This window comes from Microcystis sp. M079S1 (assembly GCF_020246425.1).
In the GTDB taxonomy this organism is placed as follows: Bacteria; Cyanobacteriota; Cyanobacteriia; order Cyanobacteriales; family Microcystaceae; genus Microcystis; species Microcystis aeruginosa.
In genome coordinates, this window is the sequence record NZ_JADBSZ010000289.1 from 1 (window position 1) to 16,576 (window position 16,576).

17 protein-coding genes are annotated in these 16,576 nt (G+C 42.6%); 7 read left to right on the forward strand and 10 right to left on the reverse strand.

Translation table 11 applies throughout. The features are described 5' to 3' along the window. Window positions 1-206: 206 nt before the first annotated feature. From IM456_RS18735 to ribD, 3 genes are all read right to left on the reverse strand, one after another. Window positions 207-1,709 (reverse strand): DEAD/DEAH box helicase, encoded by a 1,503-nt coding sequence (locus IM456_RS18735; RefSeq protein WP_149987060.1) that lies wholly within the window; start codon window positions 1,707-1,709, stop codon window positions 207-209. Window positions 1,710-2,054: 345 nt separating this feature from the next. Further along, on the reverse strand, window positions 2,055-4,028 hold the full coding sequence (gene htpG / locus IM456_RS18740; protein WP_287693793.1) for a molecular chaperone HtpG: 1,974 nt from the start codon (window positions 4,026-4,028) through the stop codon (window positions 2,055-2,057). Window positions 4,029-4,287: 259 nt separating this feature from the next. Then, window positions 4,288-5,385, reverse strand: a complete 1,098-nt coding sequence (ribD, locus tag IM456_RS18745; protein WP_287693795.1) for a bifunctional diaminohydroxyphosphoribosylaminopyrimidine deaminase/5-amino-6-(5-phosphoribosylamino)uracil reductase RibD — start codon at window positions 5,383-5,385, stop codon at window positions 4,288-4,290. 385 nt (window positions 5,386-5,770) lie between these two features. Between ribD and IM456_RS18750 the strand changes: the two genes are divergently transcribed. The 3 genes from IM456_RS18750 to IM456_RS18760 all read left to right on the forward strand — a co-directional run bounded on the left by IM456_RS18750 (window position 5,771) and on the right by IM456_RS18760 (window position 9,017). Beyond that, entirely contained in the window at window positions 5,771-7,207 is a 1,437-nt protein-coding gene (locus tag IM456_RS18750) for an ammonium transporter (protein ID WP_287693797.1), read from the forward strand. Between the two features lie 174 nt (window positions 7,208-7,381). Then, entirely contained in the window at window positions 7,382-8,806 is a 1,425-nt protein-coding gene (locus IM456_RS18755) for an ammonium transporter (protein ID WP_287693799.1), read from the forward strand. Beyond that, the gene (locus IM456_RS18760; RefSeq protein ID WP_253881264.1) at window positions 8,778-9,017 is read left to right on the forward strand and encodes a hypothetical protein; all 240 of its coding nucleotides are present in this window, start codon (window positions 8,778-8,780) and stop codon (window positions 9,015-9,017) included. The genes IM456_RS18755 and IM456_RS18760 overlap by 29 nt, the downstream gene beginning before the upstream one ends. Window positions 9,018-9,081: 64 nt before the next feature. Here IM456_RS18760 and IM456_RS18765 read toward each other — a convergent pair whose 3' ends face one another. Both IM456_RS18765 and IM456_RS18770 read right to left on the reverse strand, forming a co-directional pair. Beyond that, window positions 9,082-10,020 (reverse strand): glycosyltransferase family 2 protein, encoded by a 939-nt coding sequence (locus tag IM456_RS18765; RefSeq protein WP_149987066.1) that lies wholly within the window; start codon window positions 10,018-10,020, stop codon window positions 9,082-9,084. Between the two features lie 79 nt (window positions 10,021-10,099). Next, window positions 10,100-10,969 carry an alpha/beta fold hydrolase gene (locus tag IM456_RS18770; protein WP_287693801.1) on the reverse strand — a complete coding sequence of 290 codons (870 nt, stop codon included), beginning with the start codon at window positions 10,967-10,969 and terminating at the stop codon, window positions 10,100-10,102. A gap of 160 nt (window positions 10,970-11,129) precedes the next feature. Between IM456_RS18770 and IM456_RS18775 the strand changes: the two genes are divergently transcribed. The 4 genes from IM456_RS18775 to IM456_RS18790 all read left to right on the forward strand — a co-directional run bounded on the left by IM456_RS18775 (window position 11,130) and on the right by IM456_RS18790 (window position 14,139). Then, the gene (locus tag IM456_RS18775; protein ID WP_052276586.1) at window positions 11,130-12,047 is read left to right on the forward strand and encodes a histone deacetylase family protein; all 918 of its coding nucleotides are present in this window, start codon (window positions 11,130-11,132) and stop codon (window positions 12,045-12,047) included. Window positions 12,048-12,162: 115 nt separating this feature from the next. Continuing rightward, entirely contained in the window at window positions 12,163-13,356 is a 1,194-nt protein-coding gene (locus tag IM456_RS18780; protein WP_287693804.1) for a Coenzyme F420 hydrogenase/dehydrogenase, beta subunit C-terminal domain, read from the forward strand. Between the two features lie 346 nt (window positions 13,357-13,702). Then, window positions 13,703-13,915, forward strand: coding sequence for a type II toxin-antitoxin system HicB family antitoxin (locus tag IM456_RS18785; protein ID WP_016516940.1), 213 nt, complete (start codon window positions 13,703-13,705; stop codon window positions 13,913-13,915). Next, window positions 13,915-14,139, forward strand: coding sequence for a type II toxin-antitoxin system HicA family toxin (locus IM456_RS18790; protein WP_002739026.1), 225 nt, complete (start codon window positions 13,915-13,917; stop codon window positions 14,137-14,139). Before IM456_RS18785 ends, IM456_RS18790 begins: the two co-directional genes overlap by 1 nt. Window positions 14,140-14,287: 148 nt before the next feature. On the opposite strand, the gene IM456_RS18795 is transcribed toward IM456_RS18790, so the two are convergent. The 5 genes from IM456_RS18795 to IM456_RS18815 form a co-directional block, all read right to left on the reverse strand. After that, complete coding sequence (locus IM456_RS18795; protein ID WP_002780219.1) at window positions 14,288-14,542, reverse strand: type II toxin-antitoxin system RelE family toxin; 255 nt, start codon at window positions 14,540-14,542, stop codon at window positions 14,288-14,290. Further along, window positions 14,542-14,805: a type II toxin-antitoxin system Phd/YefM family antitoxin gene (locus tag IM456_RS18800; RefSeq protein ID WP_002762167.1), complete on the reverse strand. Its 264-nt coding sequence runs from the start codon at window positions 14,803-14,805 to the stop codon at window positions 14,542-14,544. The genes IM456_RS18795 and IM456_RS18800 overlap by 1 nt, the downstream gene beginning before the upstream one ends. Before the next feature lie 406 nt (window positions 14,806-15,211). Then, window positions 15,212-15,415, reverse strand: a complete 204-nt coding sequence (locus tag IM456_RS18805; RefSeq protein ID WP_287693811.1) for a tetratricopeptide repeat protein — start codon at window positions 15,413-15,415, stop codon at window positions 15,212-15,214. Between the two features lie 2 nt (window positions 15,416-15,417). Then, on the reverse strand, window positions 15,418-15,843 hold the full coding sequence (locus IM456_RS18810; RefSeq protein ID WP_002756072.1) for a type II toxin-antitoxin system VapC family toxin: 426 nt from the start codon (window positions 15,841-15,843) through the stop codon (window positions 15,418-15,420). Between the two features lie 35 nt (window positions 15,844-15,878). Next, the gene (locus IM456_RS18815) at window positions 15,879-16,118 is read right to left on the reverse strand and encodes a hypothetical protein (protein WP_061433369.1); all 240 of its coding nucleotides are present in this window, start codon (window positions 16,116-16,118) and stop codon (window positions 15,879-15,881) included. Window positions 16,119-16,576: the final 458 nt, after the last annotated feature.

Here is a 16,576-nt window from a genome sequence, read left to right on the forward strand (position 1 = left end):
GCCCATTTCTCCATTTTTTTGCTTACCTCCACCTTGATTCCTTCTTTCAAAACTATACCTATCAATCGTTTCCCCTTTTTTTAAGTTTCTTCTCTTTTTGTTAAGAAAGATCCGACTAATGGATAGCTTGATAAGGGGGGTATCTGACAACTTTTAACACCTACCTACTTACCTTTATTATAGAGGAAAATCCCCAGAGAAATTTTCTATTCTTCCTCTGACTCCGGAGAACTTACCCAAGGGGTAGAAGATTCGGCAGCTTTCGGGAAAGAAAAAGATTTTTTCGGAGCAGAAGGCAATAATTCCAATTGTCGATTACCGGTTTTATAGCTAGTTTTATTTTTATGCTCTCCCCGTCGTCGTTGGGAGGTTTTTTCCTCCGTGGTATTTTCGGCTATCACTTCATACAAAATCGCCCGTTTATCCTCTTGTTGGCCTTTTCTTAACACCCGTCCTAAACGCTGAATATATTCCCTAGTGGAACCGGTTCCCGATAAAATAATCGCGATGCGCGCTTCCGGCACATCAACCCCTTCATTGAGAACATGGGAAGTCACCAGAATTTTGTATTCTCCCTGACGAAAACGGGTCAGGATTTCATGGCGTTCTTTCACGGGAGTTTGATGGGTTATGGCAGGTATTAAAAAGCTTTCGGAAATGCGGTAAACTGTGGCATTATCGTTGGTAAAAATTAAAATTGGTTCCGGATAGTGTTCACAGATTAACTCGGCTAAAATCCGCAATTTTCCCTGGGTTCCGGAGGATATTTCCTTCGACTCCCGGTGCGCTAACATCGCCCGGCGCCCTTCGCTACTTCTGGCACTAATCATGACAAAATTTTGCCAACCATCTAAACCAGACAAACTGAGATTATTTCTTCTTAAAAAATCATTGCGAATCTTAATTGCTTCTTGATATTTTTCCTGTTCTTTGGCGGATAGTTTCACTTTAATTTGAATTATTTCATGATCCGCTAGGGCTTTTCCTGACAAGTCTTGGGGACTTTTTTGATAAACAATTGCACCAATAAGATAATCTAAATCTTGATGACTACCATCACCGCGATCCGGTGTTGCTGTTAAGCCTAAACGATAGGGTGCGATCGAATCTTCCGCTATTTTCCGAAAGAAATCCGATGGTAAATGATGACATTCATCAAAAATCAAAAAAGCGTAACGATTGCCAAGAGTTTCTGAATAAATTGCCGCACTTTGATAGGTGGCGATTAAAATAGCACTATTATCCTTAGAACCTCCCCCTAATAATCCCACCTCGGCATCGGGAAAAGCCGCCAACATCTGGGCATACCATTGGTGCATTAAATCAATAGTCGGCACGATAATTAAGGTACTGCGGGGAGTCGATTGTAGAGCTAATTGGGCAAGATAGGTTTTGCCGGCAGCGGTGGGAAGGACGATAACACCCCTTCTCTGGGATTTTTTCCAAGCGATTAACGCTTCCGTTTGGTGGGGGTAGGGTTCCCGTTCAAAACTGGCAATTAATTCTAAATTGTTGAAAGCTTTTGCTTCATCTTGGAAGTTAATGCCCTCCTCCTGTAGGGTTTCCACGAGAGGACGATAATGAATGGCCAAAATGCGAAATCTTTCAATACGATCATCCCAAGTGGCAAAATCTAGCCATTTTTTCCCTTTTGGTGGTGGATGGAGAATTAAGGTTCCTCGCTCATATTTGAGGGTGGGTAAGCGCATTTTTCAGTTATCAGTTATCAGTTATCAGTAAACAGTTATCAGTAAACAGAACGTAGGTTGGGTTGAAGCATGAAACCCAACGCCCGCTCATGTTACGCTACCGCTAACCCATCCTACAAATAATTGTGCCTCCCTACTTATCAGTAAACAGTAAACAGTAAACAGTAAACAGTATAAGTGAACTGAAAACTTACATCTGATAACTGATAACTGATAACTGATAACTGATTCAAGGCTGACGGCGGCAAGATAGCTTATCGTTAGATCATATTGATCGGGCTAAAAAAATAGAGTGTGAATTAACACACTCTTAGCATATCGAAACAGCTAAAGTTTGGCAATAGATTAAATCTTTTCGGTTAGCTTAGTCAGAACGCGATTGGAACGTTCCACAAAAGCTTGCATTCCCTCGGCATCAAATCCTTTTTGAGCGATTAAAGCTAAATCATAAACGTGCTGACAGAGCATTTTCGCTAATTGCGCCGATGGAGATTCGCCGCTACCGGTAACAATACTTCCCTGACTAATCTGGATAATCTGTTGAATTAGGGGATGATTAGTATTAATCATCAGAATATGTTCTTCGGGGAAAGCCATGGCTTTTTGTTGCATCATTGCCGTCATTTCCTGTAAGCGTCGCATCGCTTCTGGAAGTAAGACAATTGCCGGGGGAGTACCCTGGGGATCATCGGATTTCAAGGCTTCAGTTTTGATATTGATGCGGGAATTATCGAGGGCTTTGGCGAAGATTTCTTTGATCAATTCAGCCCGGGTTTTATTACTAGCGGGATCGATAATTTCACTAGCTTGATCCTGTTCGAGCAGCGTCGAGTCTAATTCAGAATCAACCCGGGTGAATTTCACATCGGAGTATTCTCTTTCTAGGAAAGGAATAAAGTAATTAGTATCGATGAAAGAATCAAAGAAAAGGATTTCTAAACCTTGATTTTTGTAGAGTTCAACGTAGGTGGATTGGCTACGAGGATCGGTACAGTAAAAAACTCGATTTTCGTGGCGTTCTTTATGGCGTTCTAGGTAGGCTTTGAGAGTAGTATAACCTTCCTGTTCGATCGCTTCTAGGGGAGTTTTCGCCGTTGCTTCTTGCCATGCGTCACCTTCGGCGGTTTGCACTGCCACTTGTACTGGGGTTTCTAGGGGTTTGTAGGTAGTCCGATAGATTAAAATATCTTCTACCTGCTGTTTAAATTTATCCTCTTTCAGGGAACCAAATTTAATAAAAGTTCCCACATCTCCCCAACAACGAATATATTCTTTTGCGTCTTCGTTATAGAGAGATTTGAGGCGATCAGCAATTTTTTTGGCAATAAAATCGGCAATACGGCGAACGGTGCGATCTTTGGTTAAAGCACTTCGAGACACATTTAAAGGAATATCTGGACTATCGATAACTCCTCGCAAGGGTATCAGGAAATCGGGAATAATTTCCTCGCAATGATCGCTGACAAAAACCTGATTACAGAATAACTTTAATTGTCCTTTTGAGACATCCACATCCGGTCTGAGTTTGGGAAAATAAAGAATGCCATTGAGCAAGAAAGGATAATCGGTATTCAGATGTACCCAGAGTAAAGGTTCTTCTTGGAAAGGATAGAGATAACGATAGAATTCTAGGTAGTCTTCTTTAGTCAGATTTTGAGAAGATTCTTTCCATAAAGCCCGTTGTTGATTAATCACTTCCCCATCAATTTTAATGGGAACGAGCATAAAATCTGAGTAGGTTTTGACTAACTGGCGAATGCGGGCAGGTTCTAAATATTCCCCTTCCTCATCCATTAAAGTGAGGGTGATAGTTGTGCCGATTTGGCTGCGGGAAGAATCGGTTAGTTCAAACTCTGGAGAACCATCACAAGACCAATGGACAGGGGTAGCCCCTTCCTGATAGGAAAGAGTATCAATCTCTACCTTTTTAGCCACCATAAAAGCCGAATAAAAACCTAGTCCAAAATGACCGATTAAATCGTTGGCTGATTTTTGGTATTTATTGATAAATTCTTCCGCACTGGAAAAGGCAACCTGGTTAATATATTTCTTGATTTCTTCCCCCGTCATCCCGATACCATTATCGGTAATTGATAGGGTACGATTTTCTTTATCGATGGCGAGATTAATTTCTGGTTCGGGGACTTCTCCTCTTGCTTCTCCTGCTAAAGAAGCCATTTTTAATTTCGAGATGGCATCAACACTATTGGATATCAATTCCCGTAGAAAAATTTCATGGTCAGTGTAGAGAGATTTTTTGATAATAGGGAAGATATTCTCGGTATGAATCGTGATATTACCTTTTTCGAGTACCGTCATACGTTCAATCACTAAGGGCTTGACTATTCTAACTTTTTTATTTTGCTAGATCATGGCACTATTGATCACAGAGCGATTGCCCAACTTCTTCTAGGGGGATAACCGTACTGATAAAGGGATTTGACGGCAGCGGGGCGATTTCTAGAACTCGCTCGCAAAAATCAGGGGTAAGTGCCAGATTATCGGGGTTATCGATGACTTTTTGACTTTTACAAGCGGTTGGTTGAGATTTGCCGATTGAGGGTGAATTGCAGTAGCTCTACTGTTTACTTTGCAGATATGCCTCAATCAAAATATCGGGATTGAGATAATTAACCGTGACATTTTCTAACTGTAAAGCTTGGCTCATTAACTGGAATCCTAAATCACCCACGGCAGTGGGTGCCTGGATTCCCCCGATGATTTTGGGCGCAATAAAAGCGATAATTTTTTGTACCATGTCCTCAGCGATCGCTGCGGCGCTTAAACCGCCGCCGCACTCCCACAAAACCTGACAAAATCCCCTCTGATAGAGATTTTCCATCACTAAAGTGGGTGTCACCTCGGTTAGTTCGATCACTTCCACGCCTTTTGTTAATAATTGTTGCTTAAGCTTGACATTAGAATCAATTTGTGTATAAACAAGCGTGGGAAATTGACTGGTATCCCAAAGATGGGCGGAGGGGGGCAAATCGAGCGATCGAGTCATGACCACGCGCAGGGGATTATGATCGGAGAGGCCGTGAGTGGTTAGGTGAGGATTATCTTGACGGACAGTGCTACCGCCGACGATAATCGCATCACAGGCCGCCCGCAATTGATGGACTATTTGGCGAGAAGCGGGGCTAGTAATCCAAGTGCTATGACCGCTAGTAGCGGCAATTTTGCCATCGAGAGTCATGGCATATTTGAGGATACCGAAGGGTTTTTTAGCGGTGATGCGATGGATAAAACCCTGATTGAGTTGACGACATTCTGACTCCTCCACTCCCACCAGCGTCTCGATACCTGCCGATTCTAATCTTTGAATGCCTTTCCCCGCCACCAAGGGATTAGGATCGATCATCCCTACCACCACTTTTTTAATGCCTGCTTGCACAATTGCCTCGCTACAGGGGGGAGTACGTCCATAGTGGTTACAGGGTTCGAGATTGACGTATAAAGTGGCACCACGCGCTTTTTCTGCTGCCTGTCTCAGGGCGAAAACCTCTGCATGGGGTTGTCCGGCCCCTGGGTGAAAACCTTCGCCGATAATTGTCCCCTCTTGAACGATCACAGCACCCACCAAAGGATTAGGAGAAGTCCGCCCCAAGCCTTGCCTAGCAAGGGTTAGACATCTTTGCATCATTGTGCGATCAAATTCCGTTGCCTGGGCCATGGTTTATTTCTCCAAAGAAGGGGAGACTTGATCAGTGATCAGTAAACAGTAAACAGTGATCAGTGGGGAGCTTTTTTTCAGTGATCAGTAAACAGTAATCAGTGAACTGATAACTCGCATCTGATAACTAAATTATTGATCACTTCTATACTTTTATTATTTTAAAGTTAAACGTATCAGAGGATACAGAAATCTCAAATCAAAAAAACAAAGATCAAAAAACATTGACTACTCACAGATCAAGATAAATCCATAGGTGTTTGGTCTTCTGACGTGATTGACCCCTGTTCCTAGGATTTAGCGGTTGAACTGACATAATTGCTCGGTAATTATTTTCAATAGTAATGAATCGACCTACTAACTCAACAAAGTAAACAAATTAACGATGAAACGAATTGCTCGAAAATCCGGGGAACTTGTCGGTTTGTTACCGAAAATTAACCCTGTCTGGTTAGCCTGTGTTCCCTTGTCCGCGATTATTTTTGTGGTTGGGAACGCGGCCGTACACGCCCAAGACGCGAAACCCTTAACTCCCGAAGATGTCCAAAACGCCCTCAATACAATCTGGGTTTTAATTGCCGCCATCCTCGTGATCTTTATGAACGCAGGTTTTGCGATGCTAGAAACGGGATTCTGTCGCCAGAAAAACGCCGTTAACGTTCTGGCCAAAAACCTGATCGTTTTCGCCCTCTCCACCATATCATTTTGGGCGATCGGTTTCTCCCTGATGTTTGGGTCTGTCAGTAACGAATTTTTCGGTACAGGAGGTTGGTTCCTCAGCAGTAGCGATCCTGCCACCTACGCCATGCCGAAATATTTGCCCACTTCGGTGTTCTTCCTGTTCCAAGTCGCTTTCGCGGGAACGGCGGCAACCATTGTATCTGGGGCCGTGGCAGAACGGATTAAATTCGTCGATTTCCTCGTTTTTAGCTTAATTATCGTCGGTATCATGTACCCAATCACCGGTCACTGGGTTTGGGGTGGCGGTTGGTTAGCTGACCTTGGTTTTAAAGACTTCGCCGGTTCGACGGTGGTTCACTCGGTGGGTGGTTGGTCTGCTTTAACCGGGGCGGCAATTCTCGGCCCGAGAATGGGTAAATACATCAACGGTCGCACCAGTGCCTTACCCGGCCATAACATGAGTATTGCGACCCTGGGTTGTTTGATTCTCTGGATTGGCTGGTTTGGTTTTAACCCCGGTTCTGCTTTAGCAGTTAATGAAACTGTACCCTATATCGCTGTCACCACTAACCTCGCCGGGGCCGCGGGCGGCATTGCCGCTACCTTTACCGCTTGGGCGAAAGATGGTAAACCCGACCTTTCGATGATTATTAACGGTATTCTGGCCGGTTTAGTAGCCGTTACTGCCGGTTGTGATGGTGTATCCTATTGGTCGGCGGCAATCATCGGTTTAATTGCCGGTGTGGTCGTGGTTTACTCGGTGGCTTTCTTCGATAACCTGAAAATTGATGACCCCGTGGGTGCGACTTCCGTTCACCTCGTCTGTGGTGTGTTGGGAACTTTAGCCGTCGGTATCTTCAACAAAGATGCGGGTTTAATCACCGGTCAATTCCAACTGTTTATTAACCAAATTATCGGGATTGTGGCAGTAGGGCTATTTACCGTGATTGTTAGTGGTATTGTTTGGACAATCCTCAAGGCTACCCTCGGTATTCGTGTTACTCCCGAAGAAGAATTGGAAGGTCTGGATGTGGGTGAACACGGAATGGAAGCCTATAGCGGTTTCGTCAAGGAGTCCGATATCGTTGCCGGTGGCTATTATGCTTCCAGTGTTGACATGGAAACGCCTAGCACTCGTTAGGTTAAACCTTGTAAAGATAGATTAACTTATCCCCGACAAAGTTAAAGAGAAAAGGAAGAAGGCCTCGCCCCGATGCGATCGGTGGCTATAATTGCCTTCTAAACCTTTTCTCTTTCGGTTTTTATCTCTTTACGGACAGAAAAAATTAATCTTGCTACTAACCACCAACCGACAATGAAAAAGATCGTAGGAATAACCATGCTTTTGCTGGGACTGGGATTCAATTGCGGAGTTGCCCCGGTTTTTGCGGAAACCATCGCCGCCGCTCCCCCCAATCCGATTAGTGCTGGAGATACAGCTTGGATGCTGATTTCGTCGGCTTTAGTTTTATTAATGACCCCCGGACTGGCTTTTTTTTATGGGGGTTTAGTGCGTTCGCGTAACGTCCTCAACACCATGATGATGAGTTTGGTGGCCATGGGTGTCATCGGTGTAACTTGGGTGCTTTGGGGTTATAGTCTCGCTTTCGATGTCACCCCGGGTAAAAGTGGTTTTGGCGAGGGAATTGAAGCTTTTATCGGGGGACTAGATTGGATTTTTCTCAACGGTGTCACCGCCGCCGCACCTGACGATATCGGTTATGCACCCACCGTTCCCCATCAAGTGTTTATGGTCTATCAGATGATGTTTGCGATCATCACCCCGGCTTTAATTTCGGGTGCGATCGTGGAACGGGTCAACTTTAAAGCCTATTTTTGGTTTTTACTGCTTTGGTCCACCTTGATCTATTCTCCCCTAGCTCACTGGGTTTGGGGTAAGGGTTGGTTGGCGGCGACTGGGGCGCTGGATTTCGCCGGTGGAACCGTTGTTCACATTAGTTCCGGGATTTCTGCACTGGTAGCCGCCTGGGTGATCGGTCCGCGGCGTAGTTTTGGTGTCCAAGCCTATGCACCCCATAATGTGCCTTTTGTTCTCCTGGGTATCGGTTTACTCTGGTTCGGTTGGTTTGGTTTTAATGGGGGTAGCGCGCTTTCTTCTAGTTCGCTGGCAGCCACAGCTTTTGTTAATACCACGATCGCCGCTTCGGCCGGTGGTTTGACATGGATGCTTATAGAATGGATTTTACGGGGTAAACCGACAGCGATCGGTATTGCTAGTGGATTTTTAGGGGGATTAGTGGGTATTACTCCCGCTGCCGGTTATGTGCTGCCAATCGGGGCAATTCTCATCGGTTCGATCACTGCCCTTAGCTGTTTTTTTGCGGTTAGTCTGCGGGCAAAATTGCGCTTTGATGATTCTTTGGATACCTATCCCGTCCATGGTGTGGGTGGGACAGTAGGGGCAATCCTTACGGGGGTTTTTGCGACTAAATCGGTTAATTCCTTCGGTAATGACGGTTTACTATTTGGCAACCCCGGCTTAGTCTGGACGCAATTTGTTGGCGTTGCTGCTACTTATATCTTTGCTGCCGTGGGTACTTTTGTCATCCTGAAAGTTCTCAGTTTATTTATGGAGCTGCGGGTTAAACCGAATACGGAAGCGGAAGGTTTGGATGTTCCTGAACACGGAGAGGAGGCCTACGGACAGGAATTCGAGTTTGGTAACAGCTTTTCCTACCAAGAAAATCCTGGTGCCACAAATCCTCGAGAAAATTATTAGCGATTCCAATCAGGTATCAGTCCAGCTAACAGAGGTGAAATTTCGTCTCTGTGAAACTGGGCTAAAAAATTCCGTTTTTGGTCGTCTTGTCTCTGTCACCGGGGATTGTGAGCCTGTCCGTCGCTGGCCAAGAATGCTCGATCGTTATTGTCCAGAGATTCTCCAAGACCCAAAAACTCTCCGCCAAGGCCGCATGAGTAGCGATCGCTAGGGAGGATCAAGTTTTATCTAGATGGGCAAAACAGCAAAAAATTAGCGATTCCTACTGACAATAATCAAGAATTTTGTAAGCCAGCTAACTCAGCAATTGTGTAGGTGGGTCTGCCTTTAACTTCCTCGTAAATTCTGCCGATATATTCTCCTAGTATTCCGATGCTAATTAGCTGTACAGAACCCAGAAAAAATATAGCGATCATAATCGTGGCAAAACCCGTGATCGGTGAGTCGGGTTGCTGTAAACGCCAATATAATACTAACAGAGCCATAATCAAAGATATCAGGGCAGAAAATAATCCTAGATAGGTGGCAAAACGTAAGGGGACACGGGAAAAAGATACTAGGCTATTAATAGCTAAAGATAATGATTTGCTAAAGGTATATTTTACTTCCCCGGCAAAGCGCGCATCCCGCTCAAATTTAACCGCAGTTTGTGGAAAGCCAATCCAAGCGCGCAACCCACGAATATAACGATTTCTTTCCGGGAGAGAATTTAATAGATCTACCACCTGACGATCCATTAAACAAAAGTCTCCTGTATCGGCGGGAATATCCACATCGGCTAGTCTTTTAAGCAAACGATAAAAGAGATAGGCAGTCAGTTTTTTAAACCAACTTTCTTGTTTTCTTTTGGTTCTTTGGGCATAAACTACTTGATACCCCTCTTGCCATTTTTCAATCATTTGGGGAATTAATTCAGGTGGATCTTGCAGGTCGGCATCCAAAACAATAATTACTTGTCCTCGGCAAAAATTAAGTCCAGCAGTTACCGCTGCTTGATGACCAAAATTGCGGGCGAAACTGATATAACACACTCGTGAATCAGCTTTGTGCAGTTCTCGCAGCAGTTTTAAGGAACTATCTTTACTACCATCATTTACTAGGATTAATTCTACCTCCCCATCTAAATTATTCATGATGGCACTCACCCGGCGATATAGTTCGGCAATAGTTTCTTCCTCGTTATAGATGGGGACGATCAGGGAATATTTTAGCATTTGCATAATAATATTTGACCAGTAATTGATTGAAAAATCTGACTCCTAACTCAGAGAATTCTGCCGTCAATCTCTTTACTTAGCGAAGAAAATCCTCGATCGCCTGTCCCGTCTCTTTTGGTGCTTCTTCTGGTAAAAAATGACCACTGGCGATCGCCTGTCCAGTGACTTGATTAGCTCGCTGCTGCCAAAGAGCGATCACATCGTATTGACGTGCAATGAAACCTTTTTTTCCCCAAAGAACCAAGAGGGGAGAGGAAATTTTCCGGTCTAAATCCTGACGATCATGCTCTAAATCGATGGTAGCGGCGGCCCGATAATCGGCACAGGTGGCGGTTATTGTCCTCAAATCTCGAAAACAACGCCGATATTCCCCCAAAGCTTCCTCTGTAAAAGCGCTAAAATCTCGACCCCAACTTTGCAAGCAATGTTGAAGATAATAATCGGGATTAGCGGCGATCAGGGTTTCGGGAAAAGGGGAAGGCTGAATCAAGAAAAACCAATGATAGTAGGCAGTGGCAAAAGTTTTATCAGTCGCCTCGTACATCGCTAGCGTCGGGGCTATATCGAGTAAAACGAGTTTTTTGACCTTTTCTGGAAAATCAAGGGCGAGACGGTGGGAAACTCGCGCACCTCGATCGTGGCCGATTAGATAAAACTCCTGATAACCCAATTTTTCCATCAGCAACACCTGATCGAGGGCCATGACTCGCTTGCAATAATTGCTAGAATCCTCTAGGGGTAAGGGTTTATCGCTATCCCCGTAGCCGCGCAGATCCGTGGCGATCACCGTAAAATTAGCCGCTAATCGGGGGACGATTTTATGCCACATTTGATGGGTTTGGGGATAACCATGGAGCAAAAGCAGCGGAAAACCGCGCCCACCTTTGATACCATTGATAGTAATGCCATTAACTTCTAGCTGAAATTTCCGAAAATTTGTCAGCATTTTTGCCTCCTGTCACCTTAGGGGGAGATAATTGCATCATCCGGCAAAAGTGACCCAATCAGTAAAGTTTTTTCACTATAGCCGCTCAAGCCGCTGCTTTTCTGGTAGATTAAAACCATTAGGTTGCTCAAAAACCAGCGAGTTAAGCAGTAATTTGATTATGATCTCGATTATCTATTCCGATGAATTTCTCGATCACGATACAGGTATTTACCATCCCGAAAAAGCGGCGCGTTTAACGGCAATTGTCGAGGCTTTAAAACAAACAGAATGGCAGTCAAAATTAACATGGCATTTACCGACACCGATCGAAATTCGTGACGAAGTAATCCCTTTGATCAAACAAGTTCATAATCAAGATTATGTTGATATATTGCGGCGAATTTGTCAACAGGGTGGGGGAAGATTGGATGCAGATACTCCCGTTTCTGCCCGTAGTTACGATGTGGCGTTACTAGCGGTTAGTGGCTGGTTAGATGGAGTCGATCGAGTCTTATCCACCGGCGATCCTGCCTTTATTTTAGCCCGTCCTCCTGGGCATCATGCCACTTCTAATTATGGCATGGGTTTCTGTCTGTTTTCTAATGCTGCTATTGCCGCTTATTATGCTTTAGAAAACAAAAGAGTGCAAAAAGTAGCGATTCTTGATTGGGACGTACATCACGGCAATGGCACCCAGGATATAGTTGAAAATCATCCCCAGATTGCCTATTGTTCCCTCCATCAATTCCCCTTTTATCCCGGCACGGGAGAAGCGAGAGAAAAAGGTGAGTTTAATAATGTTTTGAATATTCCCTTACTGGCGGGGAGTACCATTAAAGATTATCAAGAACATTTTGAGGGGCAAGTCATACCTTTTCTGAAAAATTTTCAACCGGATTTAGTGATTGTTAGTGCTGGATATGATGCCAATCAAGCGGATCCTCTGGCGGGCATTTGTCTACACCCACAAGATTATGGAATTTTAACGAAATACCTCTTAACTCTCGATAAACCGCTGCTTTTCGGCTTAGAAGGCGGTTATGATTTAGAAGCTTTAGCGGCTTCCGTCGTCGCCACCTTAGAAGCTTTGCTCTGATCCTAATCCGGGTAATCGTTACATTTCTTTAAAAAGATTGGTAACAAAGCGATCGAATGCGGTAAGGTAAACGATCGATAGAAAAAAACCCTTGACCTAGTTGCCTTTTAAGATTATGAACTCGCTTGCGCCACACCTAAAAGCCAAAGCCCTCAAGCCAAATAGTCGTCGTCCTGCCAAAGAATTGTGTAGCGAGTGCGGACTTTGTGACACTTATTATATTCACTATGTTAAAGAAGCTTGTGCTTTTCTCAATCAACAAATCGCCGATTTAGAAGCAGCAGCACACGGCAAAAGTCGCGACTTAAATCAGGAAAATGATCTCTATTTTGGTGTTCATCAAGATATGATGGCTGCCAAGAAAAAACAAGCTATTCCGGGGGCGCAATGGACAGGAATTGTCAGCACAATTGCCTGTGAAATGCTCAATCGTGGTTTAGTAGAAGGGGTGGTTTGTGTGCAGAATACCGCCGAGGACCGCTTTCAACCGCAGCCGATTCTCGCCCGTACCACTGAAGAAATTCTCGCCGCTAAAGTTAATAAACCGACTCTTTCTCCCAATTTATCAGTCCTAGAAGAAATTGAAAAATCGGGCATGAAACGGTTATTAGTTATCGGAGTTGGTTGTCAAATTCAAGCCCTAAGAGCAGTAGAAAAAAAATTAGGCTTGGAAAAATTATATGTCTTAGGAACTCCCTGCGTCGATAATGTCACCCGCTCAGGACTGCAAAAGTTTCTAGAAACTACCAGTCGTTCCCCAGAAACCGTGGTTCATTACGAATTTATGCAGGATTTTCGGGTACACTTTAAACACGAAGACGGCTCGATCGAAATGGTTCCCTTTTTTGGCTTAAAGACTAATAAATTAAAGGATGTTTTTGCTCCTTCCTGTATGACTTGTTTTGATTACGTTAACTCCCTTGCCGATTTAGTTGTGGGCTATATGGGCGCACCTTTTGGCTGGCAATGGATTGTCGTTCGTAATGATACGGGCAAGGAAATGTTAGAGTTAGTTAAAGACCAATTAGATACCCAAGATGTCATGTCTAGTGGTGATAGAAAACAGGCGGTACAAAATAGCATTCCCGCCTACGACAAAGGTGTAACATTGCCGATGTGGGCGGCAAAAATGATGGGAGTAGTAATTGAAAAAATCGGGCCTAAAGGTTTAGAATACGCTCGCTTTTCCATGGATTCTCACTTTACCCGTAATTACCTTTATGTTAAACGTAATTATCCTGAAAAATTAGCGTCCCATGTTCCTGAATATGCCAAAAAGATTGTGGAACAGTATAAATTGCCCGATTAATTAGGGTATGCTGAAAAAGTAGGGAACCAGCATTCGGATAGGAAATCTACGGTTTCAACCATAGGTTATCGCCCGAATGCTTCACCCCTTCTTCGACAATCTCTTATCAGTTATCAGTTATCAGTTATCAGTTATCAATGAGCAGTGGTTAATTCAATCATAGTCAATGATAGGTGATGGGTTACGACTAAATCTGGATGTTGTCAAATTTTCTCTTGACAAAAGCCCCTTGACATGATACTATATTCATAATGGAAAATCCGTGCGCCTACGAACCCTATTTTCAAGTCTCAATAATCGCCAATAAAAGCTTAGATAGCGATAATTTTTTTAGGGATTGAGAACCATGAACCATCAAAGAGAGTTTTATGTTGTCATTGAACGAGATGAGGATGGATATTATGTTGGGGAAGTTCCTCAACTTCGGGGTTGTTACAGTCAAGGGGAAACGATTGATGAATTGATGAAGAATATCAGGGAAGTGATTGAACTTTGCTTGGAAGATGGCAATCCTGAAGATGTGTCGGAGTTTGTTGGAATTGAAAAGGTGTCTATCTGATGCCAAAATTACCGATATTAACCGGTGATGAAGTTATCAAAGCTTTAACGAGAATAGGGTTTCAATCTATCCGACAAAAAGGAAGTCATCTGCGCTTAAAACATGAAGATGGAAGAGTTGTCACCGTACCGGTTCATCGGGGGAAAACTGTCGGGAAAGGATTACTCCTAAAAATTTTACGCGATGCTGAACTGACACAAGAAGAATTTATTCGTCTGCTGTAATTCCCATCTTGATTTAAGCTTCATGTCCCCGTTTTTCTCGATGTTGTCAAAATTTCTCTTGACAAAAGCCTCTTGACATGATATTATATTCATAATGGAAAATCCGTGCGCCTGCAGACACTCTTTTCAAGAATTTTCAAGGTCTAGTTTATTCGCCATAATGAGTTTTAGCACGATGAATATAGATTAACTTCTGTTCATCATTAATGGTGTAAAGTATTCTATCTTGATAACTTAACCGAATTGAATAGAAACCCGTTAAATCTCCTACTAATTTTTTGCCACTATAGGGAGAAATACTCAGGGTATCTTGGATAATTGACTTCAGTTTTTTCTTAAGTTTAGGGGTTAGCTTATCAACATCTTTTTTTGCTTCTTTGGTAAATCTGACTTCATAAACCATTAATCAATGTCTCCCAAGACTTCCTCGAAAGAATAGGTTTCATTTTCATTAATTTGCTGTAGAGATAGTTGTAAGCTTTCTCTTAAATCGGGAATAGAGAGTAATTCGATAGTTTCTTGTAAACTTTCATAGTTTTTTTGGGAAATCAAAATTACAGAGTCCTCCTGATTCTCAATGGCATAAATTTTGTTATCTTCTGTAACCGATTTAACGAGACTTGGTAAATCGGTTTGAGCATCGGCGATTTTAATTTTTTTGATCATAATTAATCCTTTTTTTGATGATGAAATAATAAAAATTATTGTAGGGATTTAACAATCTCTCCTAATCACAGTCCAGACAGCATCCTCCTATAATTATCTATCATTGTAGTCATCAGATGATTACATCAACCACTGTCGATGGTGGTGGGTTACTGGACTAGGTAATAGGTGTAGGGGTAATTCATGAATTACCCCTACAATAACGTTTGTCTGGATGTTGTTAAATTTTCTCTTGACAAAGGCGACTTGACATGATACTATATTCATAATGGAAAATCCGTGCGCCTACAAACTCTCTTTTCCAACAGTCTTAACTATGATTGGTTCATTCAATCCATCTTCATCTCTAATCCACTCTTAACTAGCTCCCTAGTCATAGTTCATCATTCAATCATTCCAATCATAGTTAAGACAGCATCCTCAGATAATTCTGATAAACGGTTTGGGTATGGGGATGATTTTCCCCTAATCCTTCTCTGAAAATATTAATCGCTTCTAGATGGAGAGGTTCCGCTTCTGTGTACCTGTCTTGGGAATAGTACAAGTGTCCTAAATTGTTGAGGGAAGTTGCCACATGGGGATGATTGTCTCCTAGTAGTTGTTGTCTCAATTCTAATGTAACTCTATATTTTGAAATAAAATGAAAAATCCTTCTTGTGTAAAATGCTTATCGTGGGTAAGAATTTCATTTATATTCATTTGGCGCATTGTTTGCATGGATATACAATCTGTTAAGCTGTAATCTTTATCTGGACGATTTTGATATAAATCTAATCCTGATTGGAACGTCTGATGAGTTTGAGGTATAACTAAGATTTGGGGATTATTTTGTAAGCCTCTAATAACTTGTAAGGTTTTTCGTCTAACTGACATTCCATAAGCAGATAGATTGTTGAAAACTTCAATAAAGACTTCATCGGTTGTCACTATTGTTACCTGCTGGAGTTTCCTTGTCATTTCTATAGCTTTCTCATGCCAATCATCACGATTGTTAATGAGAGCAACCCAATAAAATGTGTCTGCAAAGATGGTTTTCATTGCTATGATACTATAAACTTTAGTTTCGGCTTTGCTTAGGATTTGGGAACTCCATAAAGATAATGATCATGTTGATTAGCAAGATCTATAGGCAACTTTTCTAAGTCGTCATTGTCTAATGGTATCTCTTCCAGAAGCTTTAATATTGCCTCCCCTACATTACTTTCAGATTTAGCATAACTAGCTTGTGCTGAAAGGAGGAAGTTTAAAGTTTCTTCTATTAAAGAATCCGGTGCTTGTTCAATCTCTTGCAATAGTCTCTCTTTAGTGTTCATGGTTTTATTCCTTGCTAATCAGCTATCAGTTATCAGTGATTAATTCAATCATAGTCAATGATAGGTGATGCGTTACGACTAAATCTGGATGTTGTTAAATTTTCTCTTGACAAAGGCGACTTGACAGGATATTATATTCATAATGGAAAATCCGTGCGCCTACAGACCCTCTTTTCCAACGGTCTTAACTATGATTGATTTATTCAATCAATCTTCATCTCTAATCCACTCTTAACTAGCTCCCTAATCACAGTTCATCATTCAACATTCCAACCACTGTCGATGGTGGTGGGTTACTGGACTAGGTAATAGGTGTCGGGGTAATTCATGAATTACCCCTACAATAACGTTTGTCTGGATGTTGTTAAATTTTCTCTTGACAAAGGCGACTTGACAGGATACTATATTCATAATGGAAAATCCGTGCGCCTACAGACCCTCTTTTCCAACGCTCTTAA

Bases quoted from the DNA above. Each gene is read 5' to 3' on its own strand.
- IM456_RS18815 (WP_061433369.1), bottom strand. From the start codon at position 16,118: ATGAACACTAAAGAGAGACTATTGCAAGAGATTGAACAAGCACCGGAT.
- IM456_RS18770 (WP_287693801.1), bottom strand. From the start codon at position 10,969: ATGCTGACAAATTTTCGGAAATTTCAGCTAGAAGTTAATGGCATTACT.
- IM456_RS18785 (WP_016516940.1), top strand. From the start codon at position 13,703: ATGAACCATCAAAGAGAGTTTTATGTTGTCATTGAACGAGATGAGGAT.
- IM456_RS18755 (WP_287693799.1), top strand. From the start codon at position 7,382: ATGAAAAAGATCGTAGGAATAACCATGCTTTTGCTGGGACTGGGATTC.
- IM456_RS18750 (WP_287693797.1), top strand. From the start codon at position 5,771: ATGAAACGAATTGCTCGAAAATCCGGGGAACTTGTCGGTTTGTTACCG.
- IM456_RS18810 (WP_002756072.1), bottom strand. From the start codon at position 15,843: ATGAAAACCATCTTTGCAGACACATTTTATTGGGTTGCTCTCATTAAC.
- IM456_RS18790 (WP_002739026.1), top strand. From the start codon at position 13,915: ATGCCAAAATTACCGATATTAACCGGTGATGAAGTTATCAAAGCTTTA.
- IM456_RS18775 (WP_052276586.1), top strand. From the start codon at position 11,130: ATGATCTCGATTATCTATTCCGATGAATTTCTCGATCACGATACAGGT.
- IM456_RS18780 (WP_287693804.1), top strand. From the start codon at position 12,163: ATGAACTCGCTTGCGCCACACCTAAAAGCCAAAGCCCTCAAGCCAAAT.
- ribD (WP_287693795.1), bottom strand. From the start codon at position 5,385: ATGGCCCAGGCAACGGAATTTGATCGCACAATGATGCAAAGATGTCTA.
- IM456_RS18735 (WP_149987060.1), bottom strand. From the start codon at position 1,709: ATGCGCTTACCCACCCTCAAATATGAGCGAGGAACCTTAATTCTCCAT.
- IM456_RS18765 (WP_149987066.1), bottom strand. From the start codon at position 10,020: ATGCTAAAATATTCCCTGATCGTCCCCATCTATAACGAGGAAGAAACT.
- IM456_RS18795 (WP_002780219.1), bottom strand. From the start codon at position 14,542: ATGGTTTATGAAGTCAGATTTACCAAAGAAGCAAAAAAAGATGTTGAT.
- htpG (WP_287693793.1), bottom strand. From the start codon at position 4,028: ATGACGGTACTCGAAAAAGGTAATATCACGATTCATACCGAGAATATC.
- IM456_RS18800 (WP_002762167.1), bottom strand. From the start codon at position 14,805: ATGATCAAAAAAATTAAAATCGCCGATGCTCAAACCGATTTACCAAGT.